The following is a 15535-nucleotide window of genomic DNA, read 5'->3' as shown; positions in this document are numbered from 1 at the left end:
AGCCATGGGCAACCCATTCGAGTACGCGCCCGCGCCCGAGTCGCGCGCGATCGTCGACATCGCCCCGGCATACGGGCTGTTCATCGACGGCACCTTCGCCGAGGCGGCGGACGGCGGCCGGCTCAAGACGGTGAACCCGGCCACCGAGGAGGTGCTGGCCGAGATCGCGGTCGGCGGCGACGCGGACGTGGACCGCGCGGTCAAGGCCGCGCGCAAGGCGTTCAAGTCGTGGTCGGCGCTGCCCGGCGCGCAGCGCGCCAAGTACCTGTTCCGGATCGCCCGGCTGATCCAGGAGCACGCCCGCGAGTTGGCCGTGCTGGAGTCGATCGACAACGGCAAGCCGATCCGCGAGTCGCGCGACGTGGACATCCCGCTGGTCGCGGCGCACTTCTTCCACTACGCGGGCTGGGCGGACAAGCTCGCGCACGCGGGGTTGTGGCGGAGCCGCACCAACGAGCACAGTGGGCCGGACCCGAAGCCGATCGGCGTGGCCGCTCAGGTCATCCCGTGGAACTTCCCGCTGCTGATGCTGGCCTGGAAGGTGGCGCCGGCCCTCGCGTGCGGCAACACCGTGGTGCTCAAGCCGGCCGAGACCACCCCGCTGACCGCGCTGCGCTTCGCCGAGATCTGCGTCGAGGCCGGGCTGCCGAACGGTGTGGTGAACATCGTCACCGGCGCCGGCGAGACCGGGCGCGCGCTGATCGCCCACCCCGACGTGGACAAGGTCGCGTTCACCGGCTCGACCGCCGTGGGCAAGGAGATCGCCCGCACGATCGCGGGCACCCGCAAGCGGGTCACCCTGGAGCTGGGCGGCAAGGCCGCGAACATCGTCTACGACGACGCGGCGATCGACTCCGCCGTCGACGGCATCATCGAGGGCATCTTCTTCAACGGCGGCCAGGTCTGCTGCGCCGGCTCCCGACTGCTCGTGCAGGAGTCGGTCGCCGATGAGCTGCTCGCGAGCCTGACCCGGCGGATCAAGACGCTGCGCGTGGGCGACCCGCTGGACAAGAACACCGACGTCGGCGCGATCAACTCGGCCGCGCAGCTCTCCCGGATCCGGGAACTGGTCGCGGCGGGCGAGGCCGAGGGCGCCGAGCGCTGGTCCCTGGCCGGCGAGCTGCCGGGTCGGGGCTTCTGGTTCCCGCCGACGGTGTTCACCGGCGTCACCCAGGCGCACCGGATCGCCAGGGACGAGATCTTCGGCCCGGTGCTGACCGTACAGACCTTCCGCACCCCCGCCGAGGCCGTGGAGAAGGCCAACAACACCGCGTACGGCCTGTCCGCCGGGGTGTGGACGGAGAAGGGCGCCAAGGCCCTGTGGACCGCGCAGCGGCTGCGGGCGGGCGTCGTGTGGACCAACACGTTCAACAAGTTCGACCCGGCCTCGCCGTTCGGCGGGTACAAGGAGTCGGGCTTCGGCCGCGAGGGTGGCCGCCACGGGCTGGAGGCCTACCTCGATGTCTGAGCGCCTTGAGGTGTTGAAGACCTACAAGCTGTACGTCGGGGGCAAGTTCCCCCGGTCCGAGAGCGGGCGGGTGTACGCGGTGACCGACAGCAAGGGCCGGACCCTGGCCAACGCCCCGCGCGGCAGCCGCAAGGACGCCCGCGACGCGGTGGTCGCCGCGCGCAAGGCGTTCCCGGGCTGGTCGGGCGCCACCGCGTACAACCGGGGCCAGATCCTGTACCGGATCGCCGAGATGCTGGAGGGTCGGCGCGAGCAGTTCGCGACCGAGGTCGCCGCCGCCGAGGGCGTCAACCGGACGAAGGCGCTCGCGGCCGTGGACGCGGCCGTGGACCGCTGGGTCTGGTACGCCGGGTGGACCGACAAGCTCGCCCAGGTCGCCGGCGGCGCCAACCCGGTCGCCGGGCCGTTCGCGAACTGGTCGACGCCCGAGCCCACCGGCGTAGTCGCGGTGATCGCCTCGCAGCGCTCCTCGCTGCTCGGCCTGACGAGCGCGGTCGCGCCGGTGATCGCCACCGGCAACACCGCCGTCGTGCTCGCGGCCGGCGCCTCGGCGCTGCCCGCGCTGTCCTTCGCCGAGGTGCTGGCGGTCTCCGACCTGCCGGGCGGGGTGGTCAACATCCTCACCGGACATCCGGCGGAGATCGCCCCGACGCTCGCGTCCCACCAGGACGTCAACGCGATCGACCTGACCGGCGTCGCGCCGGACGCGGGCGTCGCGTCGGCGCGCGACCTGGAGATCGCGGCGGCGGACAACCTCAAGCGGGTGCTGCGCCCCGGTGCCAAGGAGCCGGACTGGACGACGGACCCGGGCACCGCGCGGATGCTGGCATTCACCGAAATCCGCACGGTCTGGCACCCGACCGGCCACTGACCCCGACCCACCGACGCGACCCCACGGGTTCCGCGCCGGTGGTTTTCAGGCCGGCGGATTCCGTGCCGGCGGCTCGCGGTCCGGCGGCGTGTGCGGCGGGCCTGTCACCCGACGTGGGGGACGGGCCCGCTGGTTGTTTTCGGGTCGCGGTTCACGTCGATCGGGCCTCAGGCGGCGAGCACACTGTCGGCGCGGGTGCCGCTGCCGCCGCCCGTCGCGGGGTCGGCCGAACCGGTCGGACGTCGGGCGAACGACCCGGACAACTTCCACGTGGCCAGGACGCGGGCGATCACGACGACGGCGAAGAGGGCGAGCAGAGCGGACATGTGATCAATCCTCGAAGGTGCGCGGGGCACGTCGAGCACGGTGCCCCCGACACCCGACGCTAGGCCCCCGAAGTCGCCCGCCGGTCCCTCTTGACGTGGTATCGACGCAGGTGGGGGCGTTTCTGACGGGATCTTGACGAACACCCGGCGCGGCTCAGCGCAGCGCCAACTCGGCGATCACCGCGGCGTGATCGGTACGTGGCACCCGGTGTTCGGACACCGACACCACATCGATCCCGCCCGCCACCAGCACATGGTCGATCCCGAACAGCGGCGGCAGCCCGTGGAAGTGGGCCATCGGCCAGGTGCGGGTCAACCCCCGCCCACGCTCCTCGTGCGCGTCCCGCAGCCCGGTGTCGGTCAGCGCGCGGAACGAGGCGTTGTCGAGCGTCGCGTTGAAGTCGCCCAGGAAGATCGTCGGCAGTGTGCGGTGCTCCGCCTCGCGGCGCAGCGCGTCCATGTCGTGGGCCCACTTCCCGGCCTGCCCGCGCATCGGCGGAATGGTGTGCACGCCCTGGAGCCGAATCCGGTGTCCGTCGATCTCCACAGTGGCGCCGGGCATCGGCATCGTGGTCCGCTCCGGCAACAGCCGCGCGTCGGTCAGCGGCCGGCGTGCGTAGATCGCCAGCCCGCTCGCGCCCGGCTCGCCGTGACCTGCGCTGTACGGCAGTTCCCGGGTCAACCCGGCCCGGTCCAGGCCCGCCGCCAACTCGGGGGTCAACTCCTGCACGGCCAGTACGTCCACCCGCTCGCGTACCACCAGCGCGGTGATCCGCGCCGCGTCGGCGGTGCCGAAGTAGGCGTTGGCGGTCATCACCCGCACCCGGGTACCGCCCGGAGCGGGCGCGCCGGCCGGGGTCAGGCGCGGCAACATCCACAGGGTGTGGACGACGACCAGGCCCAGCGCGACGAGCAGGGTGATCCGCATCCGCAACACGGCCGCCCCGAGCAGCACGACCACCGAGGTCGCCGCCGCGTAGGGGGCGAACACCGTCACGATCGCGACCGGCCACATCGCGTCGAAGACGAGCAGTCGGGCACCGGTCACCAGCACGGCACCGGCGAAGAGCAGGCCGACCACGCACCGCCCGAGGGCGCGCGACCGGCGGCGCAGCCGCCACAGTCGAGGCGGCGCCGGAATACCCTCCGCCGGTTCCTCCTCGACGTCGGCGGTCACGCTTCGGTCCGCCCGGGACCCTGCGCGGGCGGCGGGGTCGTCGGTCGCGGCGGCACCACGCCCACCCCGCCGGTCGAGTCGGCGTCGACGGCGGTCGTGGCGGCGGTGTGCGCCCCGGTCGCCGGATATTGCCCGGTCGACGCCGGGTGGGTCACGATCGGCGCTCCCGCGGCGGTCGTGTCACGTCCGTACGAGGGCCACTCCTGCGGCGGCAGCGAGCGGCCGCGGGTGACCGTCGGCGGGCTCGGCGCGCCGAGCACCACGATCAGGAAGTAGGCGCACAACGCGAACAGCATCAGCACGCCCACGTTCAGCGCGCTCTGTTCCACTCGCGCTCCGGCCGGGATGTGGGCGAAGCCGCCGCCGTCGTAGGCGAGCGCGCCCAGGGCCGCGGTGAGCCCCACGACGCCCTGTGCGGCGAGCACCCCGAGCGCCGTCCGGGTGATCACCCGGGCCCGCGGCGTGGGCCGCCCGGCATGGGTCACCAGGAGCACCGCGGCGGCGAGCAGCACCGGAGTGAGGGCGTCGAGCAGCGTCGACTGGCCGCCGTAGGCGCGCGCCCGAAAGCCGTCCACGCCCGATCCGACGCCGAACAGGACGCGCAGCGCGTCGACCGCCAACCGCAGTGCCAGAAAACCGACCAGCGTCCATGCCGCCGGCTCCCGCAGACGATCCGTTTCCTGCCGCATCCGAATGCCTCCCCGTGGCCACGTTCGCGGCTCAGGGTAGACGGGCCTCGGCGCTGCGGCGGGAGAGCGCCCCCGTGCGCGGCGCCCGGCGTCCGGCTCGGACGACTCAGAGCTTGTCGAGGGCCTGCTGCACGGTCATGCCCCGGGCGAGGTCGCCGGTGACCATGTCGGTGCCGACCGGCGTGTCGCCGACGTCGGTGCCGACACTGTTGGACAGCGGGTTCAGACCGCCGCCGTTCATCGGATTGAGTTGCGTGCGCTGCACGACGCCGAGCACCGCCTCGGTCGCGGCGGCGGCACCGGTGCCGGCCGCGGCCACGTCGGGCCGGGACATCGCCTCGGGCGCGAGGGGCGAGGCCGTGGCGCTCCCGGCGAGGCCGAACGCGGCGGCGGCGCCGAGAGAGGTCGCGGCGATCGTGCGGAGAACGGAGGACATGGGGTGGCCCTTCCCGGTCGACTGGGGGATTGACCACGCAACGTAGCCACTCGACTACGCCGAACGCAATTCGGCGCCCCGCACGCTCGTGTCCCGAATCCGCATCGAACCCGACGGAAATTCGACGGAACCGTCACAGCCCCATCCGCCGTCCCTGCCGATGAGACCGACACGACCGGGGGAGCGAACGGGATCGACGAGGTCGCCGGCCATGTGGACGACGACACGGACAACCGCACGGACGCGGAACAACTGCACAGTGGAAGAGCGGCGCGGATCGGAAGCCGCGGGCGAGCGAACGACCGCACCCGGTCGGGCGCGAAGGGACGAGAAGAGCGAATCGCTCAGGCGACCAGCTCGGCGAAGGCCTCGTCCGCGCCGAAGCTCAGCGCGTCGTCCTCGCGCAGCCGGCGCAACGCGCGCCAGATGCTCGACTTGACCGTGCCGACGCTGCACCCCAGCACCTCGGCCACCTCGGGGTCGGTCCGACCCTCGTAGTAGCGCAGCACCAGCATCGTGCGCTGCGGCTCGGGCAGCTTGGCCAGCGCCCGCCACAACACCGCGCGCAGCTCGGTGTCGCCCATCGAGTCGGAACCGTCCGGACGCTCGGGCAGCTCCTCCGAGGGGTACTCGTTGATCCGGCGCCGCCGCCAGGCGGATATGTGCAGGTTGGTCATCGTCCGCCGCAGGTAGCCGCCGAGCGCGGCCTTGTCCTGGATCCGACCCCACGCCTGGTACGTGCTCATCAGCGCGCTCTGCAACAGGTCCTCGGCCTCGTTGCGGTCACCGGTGAGGTGGTACGCGGTGGCGAACAGCGCCGACCGGCGCTCCCTGACGTACGCCGTGAATTCGTCGTCGACACTCTCCGTGCACGCGGTGCTACGCGCGTTCTTGGGCAGCGGGGCGAGGGCGACGACGGTACGACGGTTGTCCTTGCGGATGACCTGCGACTGCGTCCTGGTCTGCATGACTTCTCCCCCGGCTCGGCGCTCGTTCACGATGTACAGCCTGCTGGGCGGGCTTCATCGTCAGGTCGGCGAGCTGTCACAGGTATGCAACAGCGACCTCGGGCGGCGAACCGGAAGGGGGCTCCCCGTGTTCTTCCCAGCCGTGACGTCAGACACAATGGCCTGCGTGCCCTACCTGCTGCTTATCGAGGATGACGAGTCCGTACGCACCGGACTCGAACTCGCCCTGGGGCGCCAGGGCCATCGCGTGGTCACCGCGGCCACCGGTGAGGCCGGTCTGGAGCGGTGGCGCGAGCAGCGTCCCGACCTGATCGTGCTCGACGTGATGCTCCCGGGCATCGACGGGTTCGAGGTGTGCCGGCGGATCCGCCGCACCGATTCGCTGCCGATCATCCTGTTGACCGCGCGCAACGACGACATCGACGTGGTGGTCGGCCTGGAGTCCGGCGCCGACGACTACGTGGTCAAGCCGGTCCAGCCGCGGGTGCTGGACGCCCGGATCCGCGCGGTGCTGCGCCGCGGCGAACGTGAGGTGTCCGACGCGTCGGTGTTCGGCGACCTGGTGGTCGATCGCAACGCGATGACGGTGACCAAGGCCGGCGAGGAGCTTCAGCTCACCCCGACCGAGCTGCGCCTGCTGGTCGAGCTGAGTCGGCGCCCGGGCCAGGCACTGTCCCGCCAGCAGCTGCTTCGCCTGGTGTGGGAGCACGACTACCTCGGTGACTCTCGCCTGGTCGACGCGTGCGTGCAGCGGCTGCGCGCCAAGGTGGAGCAGACCCCGTCCGCGCCGACGCTCATCCGCACCGTCCGGGGCGTCGGTTACCGTCTCGATCCGCCCCAGTGACGGCCCGTCCGCCCCTCGTCCGCAGGTTCGTCCGACGGGTCGCCCCGACCCTGAAGCTGCGTTCGTTGCGATTTCGGGTGCTCGTCGCGTTCGCACTGGTCGCGCTGATCGCCGCGGTGGCCGCCTCCGGCATCGCCTACTGGCTGACCCGTAACGCCGTCCTGGAGCGCGCGCAGGACTCGGTATTGACCGAGTTCCGGGACAACCTCGGCCGGGTCTCGGCCGGACTGCGGGAGAACCCGGACCAGGCCGACCTGGGTCCCGCCGTGGACCAGATGCGGGAGAGCAGCTTCGGCTACTCGGTGGTCCTGGTCGGCGCCGACGGCCGCCCGGTCGCCTCCAACCCCTCCCGCTTCCCGCTGGAGCGGGTGCCCGCCAAGCTCCAGCGCATCGTGCAGACCGCCGACAACAACGGCGGCTTCCACATGTACTTCCAGCGGATCGACATCGACGGCCAGCCGTACCTGGTCGGCGGCACCCGGGTGGTGCCCAACGGCCCCACCGGCTACATGTTCAAGTCGCTCAAGGACGAACAGGCCGACCTGAACTCGCTGGCCCGCTACCTGATCGTCGGCACCCTGCTCGCGCTCGGCGCGGCGGCGGTGGTCGCCCTGTTCGCCGCCCGGCACATCCTGCGTCCGGTGCGCCGACTCGGCTTCGCCGCCCGCGAGTTGGGCGCGGGGCGCCTGGACACCCGGCTCGACGTGCGCGGCTCGGACGAACTCGCCGACCTGTCCCGGACCTTCAACGACGCCGCGGAGAAGCTGGAGCGCAGCGTCGCCGAACTGCGCGCCCTGGAGTCCTCCTCGCGCCGCTTCGTCGCCGACGTGTCCCACGAACTGCGCACCCCGCTCGCGGCGATGACCGCGGTCAGCGAACTGCTCGAAGAGGAGGCGGACAGCCTCGGCGAGCAGGGCGCGCCGGCCGCGCGCCTGGTGGTCGCCGAGATCGAACGCCTCGCCACGCTGGTCGAGGACCTGATGGAGGTCTCCCGCTTCGACGCGGGCACCGCCGCGCTCGTGGCCGACGAGGTCGACATCACCGACCTGGTCACCGCGTGCCTGGACGCGCGGGCCTGGATGGACGCGGTGGACCTGCGGGCCCCGCGCGGCATCCTGGCCCGGGTGGACCCGCGCCGGCTGGACGTGATGGTCTCCAACCTGGTCGGCAACGCGCTGCGACACGGCGGCTCCCCGGTGACCGTGGAGATCCACCGCGAGCCGCGCCTCGCGCTGCCCGGCCTGATCGACTCGCCGATCGAGGAGGACCTGGTGATCGACGTCTCCGACACCGGTCCCGGCATCCCCGAGGACGTACTGCCGCACGTGTTCGACCGCTTCTACAAGGCGGACAGCTCGCGGGCCCGCTCCGAGGGCAGCGGTCTGGGCCTGTCCATCGTGATGGAGAACGCGCGCATCCACGGCGGGACCGCGTTCGCGTCGAACATGCCCGGCGGTGGGGCGAAGTTCACACTGCGCCTGCCGCTGGTGCCGCCGCAACTCGAAGAGATAATCGACCCGGACGAGGGTGTCGAGGACGACGGGGTGCATGCCGACCTCGAAGCCGAGGACGCCGAACACAGTGGTCGTACCGCTCGGGCCGAACGGGCCGACGCGGATCTCGGTGATGTCTCGTCCGGTGGCAGGGACGAGCGAGGAGGCGTGCGTTGAGACCCAGGCGGCGGCTTCCGATCGCGATCCTCGCGACCACCGGCGTGCTCGCCGCGCTCACCTCCTGCGGGATCCGGCCGACCGAGGGTCCGGTCGGCGCCGGGAAGCCGGCCAACCGGACCGCGCCGTCCGTACAGAGCCAGCTGCCGGGCTCGGAGCGGCACATCGTGTATCTGGTGAAGGACAACCGGCTCCAGGCCCTGCCCAGGGCCGGCCGGCTCCAGCTGCGACCGAGCGAGGCGGTCCCGGACCGGCCGCGCACCGATCAGCTCAACCAGCTCCTGGAGGAGCTGCACCTGGGCCCGAACGACGCCGAGGCGCTGGACGGGTACACCACCGCGCTGCCGGCCGGCGGCCTGGTCGCGGCGGAACGGCGCGAGGGCGATCCGCCGACCCTGTTCCGGCTGGACGCGCCGCTGGCCGCGCTGGCCACCATCGCGCTGGGCCAGGTGGTCTGCACGCTGCAGAGCGCGTCCGGGGGCAACACGGTGCTGCTCGCGGGCCGCCGCACGGCGCCCGAGCAGTACCGGTGCGAGAGCTATCTCGACATCAGCCGCAAGAGCACCGCGACCCCGAGCACCGGCACCAAACCCACCGGTCCGCCGTCGGCGTTCGAGAAGGACTGGCCGCAGGCGTCCCGCCCCTCCGGGAAGGCCCTTACTCCCCAGGGCGGATGACCGGCAGGGTCCTGCGGCGGATGTGCCCGGGCCGGGACCGGCCTACCTTCGAAGGACGACGACGTTGCCTACGACGCCGTCGGATCGAGGAGGACCGTCATGAGCACCATCACCGCTCCCAGGCTCAGTCGCCCGCGCCACGGCCGCCGGATCGCCGGCGTCTGCGCCGGCATCGCCCGCCGCTGGGGCTGGTCGCCCACCACCGTGCGGGTGGCATTCCTGCTCTCCTGCCTGCTGCCGGGCCCGCAGTTCCTGCTCTACATCGCGCTGTGGATCCTGCTGCCCCAGGACTGAGCCCCCGGGACGCCGCCCGCCCCGGTCGTGCCGGCGCCTATCATCCGATCAACGGATGGTCGGGCAGGTCGATCGGGCGGTCCGATGGGACCGAGAGGCTCCGGGCCGGGCGCTCGGTCGGGGGGCGGGGACATGCAACCGGGTACAGCACACAACAAGAACCTCATCGTCACCGTGTCGGTGTTCGCCGGCGTGCTGGTCACGCTGGTGGGCCTGGTGCTGAGCGGCACCCTGGCGGTCAAGGCCGGGCGCACGCAGGCGATGAACTCCAGGCAGTACAGCGACAGCGATGTCGAGGACACGCGGGGCTTCTGGGACCAGGACCGGCAGGACGAGGCCAAGCCGCGCGGCGCGGAGATCACCCCGGGCCGGCCCGCACCGGAACTGCCCGACCAGGACCAGCAGAGCCCCGTCGCGGACTACCGGCAACCGCCGACCATCGAGGCACGCCGGGTGGCCTCGCCGTACACCCGGCCCGAGGTGGCGATACGCGGCAAGATCTTCTTCCGGATGCCCGAGGGCGTCGCCGAGTGCAGCGGCACCGTGGTGCACCACCCGAGCGGCAACATGGTGTGGACGGCGGCGCACTGCCTGCACGGTGGGCGCAACGGGGACTTCTACGACCGGGTCACCTTCGTCCCCGGGTACAACGGCGCGGGCCGCACCCAGGCCGAGCGCGAACCGTACGGGCGGTGGCCGGCGCGGCGCACCACGGTGAGCAACCACTGGGCGCAGAACGCGGATCCGAACGGCAAGGACGCGAGCGCGTCGCCGTATGACTACGGCGCCTTCATCGTCGACTCGCGCGGGGGCAGGACCCTGGAGGAGGCGGTGGGGCCCGGGGCGGACGTGTACTGGAACGCCCCCCGGCATCTTCGCGTGCAGTCGTTCGGCTATCCGGGTGACACCCCCTACGACGGCACCGCGCTCTACACGTGCTCGTCGCCCACCACGGACTTCCGCGAGGACGGCTGGCCGCAGCCGGACATGTTGTGGATGGGCTGCACGATGACCGGCGGATCCTCCGGCGGCGGCTGGTTCACCGAGGTGGACGGTCAGTTGCGGCTGGTGAGCAATGTCTCGCTCGGGGTGACCACCCCCGGGTCGCGCACCATGACCGGGCCCTATCTGGGCGACGTGGCGAAGGACATGTACGACTCGCTGTAGCGGCGGCGCGGCCCGGTCGGGCCGCGCTCGGCACTCTCGACGCCCTCGATGTTCTCCGGGTATGACGAAGCCGTGTCCTCGCGCAGGATCGATACGCGATGGACACGGCTCGTGCGGCGGCGGGATCGAACGGGTTCCCCGGCGACGACCCGGCTCGGCGGCGAAGGCGGAACCCGGTGCGACGACCTACAGCGGCAGGCTCGACAGCGGCGACGTGCCGCCCGCGCCGGTGAGCTTGTCGGTGGGCAGGGCGTTGAGCGGCGAGCCCAGGCCACCCTTGGCCGGGCCGCCCTGCGCCGCCGTGTTGCCCATGTTCTGCTCCATGTCGCGGGCCATGCCCTGCTCCATGCCGTGCTCCATGTCGCGGGCCATGCCCTGCGCCACGCCGGTCGCCAGGCCGTCGAGGGGGGCGTGGCCCGGGGTGAGCGCCTGGCCGACGGGGAGCTTGTCGGTGACCTGGGTCAGCGGGAACGGCGCGGCGGCGTCCGGCATGGCCGCCTGTGCCGTGGAGGCGGCCGGAGCCAACTCGTCGACCAGGTCGGTCACGGGCATGGCGCTCGCGGAACCCGCCGCGCCCGCGGCGATTGCCGCGCCGAGCCCGGCCGTGATGGCCGCCTTACGCGTTACCGATCGCATGTGCATCCTCGGTTTCTCGATTCGGGCGGGGCGGCATACACCCCGTAACGAAGTGAGTCCGCAAGGTAGCGAACCGGATACGGAATGCGCAAAACGCCCCCTTCGCGGCGGGCCGGGTCGTTCGTCCCGAGGCGGGGGGTGGGGCGCGCCCGCGAGGCGGGTCGGACGGGCGCGCCCGCAGGGGTCAGCTCCGGCCGAACAGCCATTCCGACCTGAGCGCGGCGTAGCCCGGCTTGATCACCTCGTTGATCATCGCGAGGCGTTCGTCGAAGGGCAGGAACGCGCTCTTCATCGCATTGACGGTGAACCATTGCAGGTCGTCCAGGCCGTAGCCGAACGCCTCGACCAGGTGCTCGAACTCCCGGGTCATCGACGTGCCGCTCATCAGCCTGTTGTCGGTGTTGATCGTGACGCGGAAATACAACCGGCGCAGTAGGCCGATCGGGTGTTCCGCGTACGAAGTCGCCGCACCCGTTTGCAGGTTCGAGGTCGGGCACATCTCCAGCGGGATGCGCTTGTCGCGCACGTACGCGGCGAGTCGGCCCAACTCGACGCCGCCGTCGTCCTTGACCGTGATGTCGTCGATGATCCGCACGCCGTGGCCGAGCCGATCCGCGCCGCACCACTGGAGCGCCTGCCAGATCGACGGCAGGCCGAACGCCTCGCCGGCGTGGATGGTGAAGTGGTTGTTCTCGCGCTTGAGGTATTCGAACGCGTCGAGGTGGCGCGTGGGCGGGAAGCCCGCCTCGGCCCCGGCGATGTCGAAGCCGACGACACCCAGGTCGCGGTGCCGGTTGGCGAGTTCGGCGATCTCCAGCGAGCGGGCCGCGTGCCGCATCGCGGTGAGCAGCGCGCCGACCCTGATCCGGTTGCCGGCCGCCGCCGCGCGGCGCTCGCCCTCGCGGAAACCCTCGTCGACCGCATCGACGACCTGGTCCAGGGTCAATCCCGCTTCAAGGTGCTGTTCGGGGGCGTAGCGGATCTCGGCGTAGACCACGCCGTCGGCGGCCAGGTCCTCGGCGCACTCGGCGGCGACCCGGAACAGGCCCTCGCGGGTCTGCATCACCGCGACGGTGTGGTCGAAGGTCTCCAGGTAGCGCTCCAGCGAACCGGAGTCGGCCGCCTCGCGGAACCAGGTGCCGAGCGCGTCGGGGTCGGTGGTGGGCAGGCGGTCGTAGCCGACGGCCGCCGCGAGTTCGATGATCGTGGCGGGACGCAGCCCACCGTCTAGGTGGTCGTGGAGCAGGACTTTGGGGGCACGCCGGATCTGTTCGACCGTGGGCGAGACAGCGGGCGTGTTCGGGTGACTGCTGGACATGAAAGGACTTTACTGCCTACGCGCGTAGATCATGTGTCGACCGCGTGAAGATTCGGCCATACGCGCGCGAGCGATGCCCGATCGGCGCCCGCGATCACGACCCGTCCCCGAAACGGCCTGCGCAGCGGCTTCGCACGGGGCGCGAACTCCCGCTCCGGACTCAGCCGTTGGCCGGATCCGGATGCAGCAGCCGACCCCGGCGGCCGAGCACGAATTCGCGGAACAGCCGTACCGGCGCGGTCTCCGGACGACTCGGCATCCAGGCGAGCCCGATGGTGCGGAAGGCGCGCGGCGCGGTGACGGTCAGATCCACCGTGCCCGGGCGCGGGGTGTCGGGCGCGGGCAGCAGGGCGACGCCGAGTCCCGCCGCGACCAGACCGCGCAGGGTGTCCGTCTCCTCGCCCTCGAACGCGACCTTGGGGACGAACCCCGCCTCGGCGAACAGCGCGTCGGTGATCCGGCGCAGCCCGTAGCCCGGTTCCATGCAGACGAACACGTCCTCGGCCGCCTCGGCCAACCGCACCCGCCGCCGGCCGGCGAGCCGATGGTCGGCCGGCACCACCAGGTAGAGCCGCTGATCGTCCAGCGCGCGCACGGCCAGGTCGGGCGCGTCGGGCAGCGGCGCGGTCAGGCACAGGTCCAGTTCGCCCGCCCGCATCCGCTCCAGCATCACCGACGCCGACGCCTGGACCAGCTGGAAGCGGATGCCGGGGTGGTCCACCCGGAACGCGCGCAGCAGTTCGGGCACCGCCTCCGGCCCCATCGTGTGCAGGAACCCGAAGGCGACCTTGCCACGCGTCTCGCCCGCGTCCTCGATCACCTCGTCGAGGCCGCGTTCGAGCAGGGCGAGTGCCTGCTCCACGTAGCCGAGCAGCGTGTGGCCCTGCCGGGTGAGCGCCACGCCACGCCCGGTCCGGGCCAGCAGCGGCACACCCACGTCGGCCTCCAGTCGGGCCATCGTGCGACTGAGGGTGGGCTGCGGGATGCCCAACCCGGCCGCCGCGCGGGTGATGTGCTCCTCCCGCGCGACCGCGGCGAACTGGGTCAGCAGCGGCGCGATGGCCGCGGCGACCTCGGAAACCTCTGCCGACCTGCTGTCATACGTCACAGCATGGATTCTCGCCGAAACATGCATTGGACGCATGAAACCGCGCGGTCTAGTTTCGTGGACATGCCTGCCTCGAACACCGCTTCGGACCCCGCCCCAACCCCCGCCCCGACCTCCGAACCCACCCGGCACGCGCGCGGCTCGCGCGGGTATCGCCGGGTCAACCTGGCGCTGTTCGCCGCAGGCTTCTCCACCTTCGCGATGTTGTACGCGACGCAGACGCTGCTGCCGGAGTTGTCGGCCCGCTTCGACCTGGACCCGGCCACGGCGAGCCTGTCAGTCTCGGTGACCACCGGTGCGCTCGCGCTCGCGGTGATCCCGGTGAGCATGATCTCCGAGCGGTGGGGCCGCTCGCGGGTGATGACGGTCTCGGTGTTCGCCGCCGCGCTGCTCGGCGTACTGGCCGCGTTCGCCCCGGACTTCGGCACCCTGGTCGTGCTGCGTGCGGTGCAGGGCGTGGCGCTCGCGGGGCTGCCCGCGACCGCGATGGCGTACCTCGCGGAGGAGGTCGACCGGCCCTCGCTCGGCGCGGCCATGGGGTTGTACGTGGCGGGCAACAGCATCGGCGGCATGGGCGGCCGGTTGGTCACCGGTCTGGCCTCGGACCTGGGCGGTTGGCGGATCGCGCTGGTGGCGGTGGGCCTGTTGGCGCTCGGCTCGGCGATCGCCTTCCGGGCGCTGCTGCCCGCGTCGCGCAACTTCACGCCGTCGACGATGTCCGCGGCTCGGCTCACCGGCGTGTTGCGGTCGCACCTCGCGGATCCGGTGCTGCGCCGGTTGTACCTGCTCGGCATGATCTTCATGGCCGCCTTCGGCACGGTCTACAACTACCTCGGATACCGGCTCCTCGCCGAGCCGTTCGCGCTGCCGCAGACGGTGGTCGGCGCGATCTTCGTGATCTACCTGGCGGGCACGTTCAGTTCGGCCGCGTCGGGTCGACTGGTCGGTCGGCTCGGGCACCGGGTCACGTTGTGGACGGCGGCGGCGATCACCGCGACGGGGGCGCTGCTGACCCTGCCGGACAACCTGGCGCTGGTCGTGGTCGGGCTCGTCGTGCTCACGGCGGGCTTCTTCGCGGGCCACTCGGCGGCCAGTTCGGCGGTCGGGCTGCGGGCCCGCGAGGGTCGCGCGCAGGCGTCCGCGCTCTACCTGGCCGCCTACTACCTCGGCGCGAGCGTGGGCGGGCCGGTCGGCGGGGTCGCCTTCCACGGTCGGGGCTGGACCGGCGCGGTACTGCTCGTGCTGGTGCTGATGGCCGCCGCCGGCGTGGTGGCGACGGGGCTGAGCGGCCGACCGGCGAAGACCCCGACCCCGGCTCCGGCCCGGGTGCGCCGGCCCCACGCCCACGCCCGCTCGACGGCCTGAGCCGACGCGCGGCGGCCCGGTGACCGGGTCAGCGGTCGCGGCGCCGCAGGACCAGTCGGCCGGTGCCGTACAGCACGAGCAGGGCACCGACCGCGAGCAGGGCCGCGCCCGCGATCGGAGCGGACCACGAGCCGCCGAGATCCGGGCCGCCGCCGACACCGGTGTCCGGCGTGAGGGTGTGCATGAGGGCGCTCGCGGCGTCCGAGCCGAACGCGTAGGCCAAGCCCGCGACGAGCACCGGCAGCAGCAGGACGCCGCCCACGAAGCTCGTCAGCGCGGGGATCGACCGCCCGGCCATCGCCCACCGCAAGACCTGCCGCGGACGGTGGGTGCCGGGTGCGGAAAAGCGGAACGGGGTGCTCATGACGACCTCTCGGGAATGGGTTCTGCCGACGTACCCACCATCCGCCGGCGGACCCCCCGCGCACATCCGCCCCGAGGGCCAGACCAAACCCGTACGCAAGTACTACACGATCCCGGGCGGGTCCGGGTCGGGGTGGAAGCGCGTGGGGCGGGGCGGC

Annotated in this window: 17 protein-coding genes; 8 read left to right on the top strand and 9 right to left on the bottom strand. The window is 72.2% G+C overall.

The window, feature by feature from the left end; all coding sequences use genetic code 11:
* The first annotated feature begins 4 nt into the window (after positions 1 to 4).
* Together ACFRCG_RS43380 and ACFRCG_RS43375 are read left to right on the top strand one after the other, a co-directional pair.
* Complete coding sequence (locus ACFRCG_RS43380) at positions 5 to 1468, top strand: aldehyde dehydrogenase family protein (RefSeq protein ID WP_380042118.1); 1464 nt, start codon at positions 5 to 7, stop codon at positions 1466 to 1468.
* Positions 1461 to 2339 (top strand): aldehyde dehydrogenase family protein, encoded by an 879-nt coding sequence (locus ACFRCG_RS43375; RefSeq protein ID WP_380042116.1) that lies wholly within the window; start codon positions 1461 to 1463, stop codon positions 2337 to 2339. Before ACFRCG_RS43380 ends, ACFRCG_RS43375 begins: the two co-directional genes overlap by 8 nt.
* Positions 2340 to 2506: 167 nt before the next feature.
* Here the strand turns inward: ACFRCG_RS43375 and ACFRCG_RS43370 are convergent, their stop codons facing one another.
* The 5 genes from ACFRCG_RS43370 to ACFRCG_RS43350 all read right to left on the bottom strand — a co-directional run bounded on the left by ACFRCG_RS43370 (position 2507) and on the right by ACFRCG_RS43350 (position 5935).
* Positions 2507 to 2665: a hypothetical protein gene (locus ACFRCG_RS43370; RefSeq protein WP_380042114.1), complete on the bottom strand. Its 159-nt coding sequence runs from the start codon at positions 2663 to 2665 to the stop codon at positions 2507 to 2509.
* A 154-nt stretch (positions 2666 to 2819) separates the two neighbouring features.
* The gene (locus tag ACFRCG_RS43365) at positions 2820 to 3842 is read right to left on the bottom strand and encodes an endonuclease/exonuclease/phosphatase family protein (protein WP_380042112.1); all 1023 of its coding nucleotides are present in this window, start codon (positions 3840 to 3842) and stop codon (positions 2820 to 2822) included.
* Positions 3839 to 4531, bottom strand: a complete 693-nt coding sequence (locus tag ACFRCG_RS43360) for a hypothetical protein (protein ID WP_380042110.1) — start codon at positions 4529 to 4531, stop codon at positions 3839 to 3841. The genes ACFRCG_RS43365 and ACFRCG_RS43360 overlap by 4 nt, the downstream gene beginning before the upstream one ends.
* A gap of 106 nt (positions 4532 to 4637) precedes the next feature.
* Positions 4638 to 4967, bottom strand: a complete 330-nt coding sequence (locus ACFRCG_RS43355; protein WP_380042108.1) for a hypothetical protein — start codon at positions 4965 to 4967, stop codon at positions 4638 to 4640.
* 344 nt (positions 4968 to 5311) lie between these two features.
* Complete coding sequence (locus ACFRCG_RS43350) at positions 5312 to 5935, bottom strand: SigE family RNA polymerase sigma factor (protein WP_380042106.1); 624 nt, start codon at positions 5933 to 5935, stop codon at positions 5312 to 5314.
* A 166-nt stretch (positions 5936 to 6101) separates the two neighbouring features.
* On the opposite strand from ACFRCG_RS43350, the gene ACFRCG_RS43345 reads away from it, so the two are divergent.
* The 5 genes from ACFRCG_RS43345 to ACFRCG_RS43325 all read left to right on the top strand — a co-directional run bounded on the left by ACFRCG_RS43345 (position 6102) and on the right by ACFRCG_RS43325 (position 10587).
* The gene (locus tag ACFRCG_RS43345) at positions 6102 to 6779 is read left to right on the top strand and encodes a response regulator transcription factor (protein WP_174861367.1); all 678 of its coding nucleotides are present in this window, start codon (positions 6102 to 6104) and stop codon (positions 6777 to 6779) included.
* 56 nt (positions 6780 to 6835) lie between these two features.
* Entirely contained in the window at positions 6836 to 8449 is a 1614-nt protein-coding gene (locus ACFRCG_RS43340) for an ATP-binding protein (RefSeq protein WP_380042147.1), read from the top strand.
* Entirely contained in the window at positions 8446 to 9126 is a 681-nt protein-coding gene (locus ACFRCG_RS43335) for a hypothetical protein (protein ID WP_380042104.1), read from the top strand. Before ACFRCG_RS43340 ends, ACFRCG_RS43335 begins: the two co-directional genes overlap by 4 nt.
* Positions 9127 to 9225: 99 nt before the next feature.
* Entirely contained in the window at positions 9226 to 9420 is a 195-nt protein-coding gene (locus tag ACFRCG_RS43330; RefSeq protein WP_380042102.1) for a PspC domain-containing protein, read from the top strand.
* A 132-nt stretch (positions 9421 to 9552) separates the two neighbouring features.
* Positions 9553 to 10587, top strand: a complete 1035-nt coding sequence (locus ACFRCG_RS43325) for a trypsin-like serine peptidase (protein ID WP_380042100.1) — start codon at positions 9553 to 9555, stop codon at positions 10585 to 10587.
* 186 nt (positions 10588 to 10773) lie between these two features.
* On the opposite strand, the gene ACFRCG_RS43320 is transcribed toward ACFRCG_RS43325, so the two are convergent.
* From ACFRCG_RS43320 to ACFRCG_RS43310, 3 genes are all read right to left on the bottom strand, one after another.
* On the bottom strand, positions 10774 to 11223 hold the full coding sequence (locus ACFRCG_RS43320) for a hypothetical protein (protein ID WP_380042098.1): 450 nt from the start codon (positions 11221 to 11223) through the stop codon (positions 10774 to 10776).
* Positions 11224 to 11407: 184 nt separating this feature from the next.
* Positions 11408 to 12541: an adenosine deaminase gene (locus ACFRCG_RS43315; protein WP_380042096.1), complete on the bottom strand. Its 1134-nt coding sequence runs from the start codon at positions 12539 to 12541 to the stop codon at positions 11408 to 11410.
* Between the two features lie 160 nt (positions 12542 to 12701).
* Positions 12702 to 13649: a LysR substrate-binding domain-containing protein gene (locus ACFRCG_RS43310; RefSeq protein WP_380042094.1), complete on the bottom strand. Its 948-nt coding sequence runs from the start codon at positions 13647 to 13649 to the stop codon at positions 12702 to 12704.
* Positions 13650 to 13712: 63 nt separating this feature from the next.
* On the opposite strand from ACFRCG_RS43310, the gene ACFRCG_RS43305 reads away from it, so the two are divergent.
* A complete protein-coding gene (locus ACFRCG_RS43305) occupies positions 13713 to 15014 on the top strand; it encodes an MFS transporter (RefSeq protein WP_380042092.1) in 1302 nt (433 codons plus the stop codon).
* Positions 15015 to 15042: 28 nt separating this feature from the next.
* Here the strand turns inward: ACFRCG_RS43305 and ACFRCG_RS43300 are convergent, their stop codons facing one another.
* Positions 15043 to 15378, bottom strand: coding sequence for a hypothetical protein (locus ACFRCG_RS43300; protein ID WP_380042090.1), 336 nt, complete (start codon positions 15376 to 15378; stop codon positions 15043 to 15045).
* Positions 15379 to 15535: the final 157 nt, after the last annotated feature.

The sequence above is a fragment of the Embleya sp. NPDC056575 genome (genome assembly GCF_042793325.1).
Taxonomy (GTDB): Bacteria; Actinomycetota; Actinomycetes; order Streptomycetales; family Streptomycetaceae; genus Embleya.
Note: the sequence above shows the minus strand (reverse complement) of the source record. Positions and strands in the feature narration are given on the sequence as shown.

Excerpts from the sequence above, each read along its gene's own strand:
- ACFRCG_RS43350 (WP_380042106.1), bottom strand. The coding sequence starts at position 5,935 with ATGCAGACCAGGACGCAGTCGCAGGTCATCCGCAAGGACAACCGTCGT.
- ACFRCG_RS43370 (WP_380042114.1), bottom strand. The coding sequence starts at position 2,665 with ATGTCCGCTCTGCTCGCCCTCTTCGCCGTCGTCGTGATCGCCCGCGTC.
- ACFRCG_RS43380 (WP_380042118.1), top strand. The coding sequence starts at position 5 with ATGGGCAACCCATTCGAGTACGCGCCCGCGCCCGAGTCGCGCGCGATC.
- ACFRCG_RS43375 (WP_380042116.1), top strand. The coding sequence starts at position 1,461 with ATGTCTGAGCGCCTTGAGGTGTTGAAGACCTACAAGCTGTACGTCGGG.
- ACFRCG_RS43315 (WP_380042096.1), bottom strand. The coding sequence starts at position 12,541 with ATGTCCAGCAGTCACCCGAACACGCCCGCTGTCTCGCCCACGGTCGAA.
- ACFRCG_RS43325 (WP_380042100.1), top strand. The coding sequence starts at position 9,553 with ATGCAACCGGGTACAGCACACAACAAGAACCTCATCGTCACCGTGTCG.
- ACFRCG_RS43305 (WP_380042092.1), top strand. The coding sequence starts at position 13,713 with ATGCCTGCCTCGAACACCGCTTCGGACCCCGCCCCAACCCCCGCCCCG.
- ACFRCG_RS43360 (WP_380042110.1), bottom strand. The coding sequence starts at position 4,531 with ATGCGGCAGGAAACGGATCGTCTGCGGGAGCCGGCGGCATGGACGCTG.
- ACFRCG_RS43300 (WP_380042090.1), bottom strand. The coding sequence starts at position 15,378 with ATGAGCACCCCGTTCCGCTTTTCCGCACCCGGCACCCACCGTCCGCGG.
- ACFRCG_RS43320 (WP_380042098.1), bottom strand. The coding sequence starts at position 11,223 with ATGCGATCGGTAACGCGTAAGGCGGCCATCACGGCCGGGCTCGGCGCG.
- ACFRCG_RS43355 (WP_380042108.1), bottom strand. The coding sequence starts at position 4,967 with ATGTCCTCCGTTCTCCGCACGATCGCCGCGACCTCTCTCGGCGCCGCC.
- ACFRCG_RS43330 (WP_380042102.1), top strand. The coding sequence starts at position 9,226 with ATGAGCACCATCACCGCTCCCAGGCTCAGTCGCCCGCGCCACGGCCGC.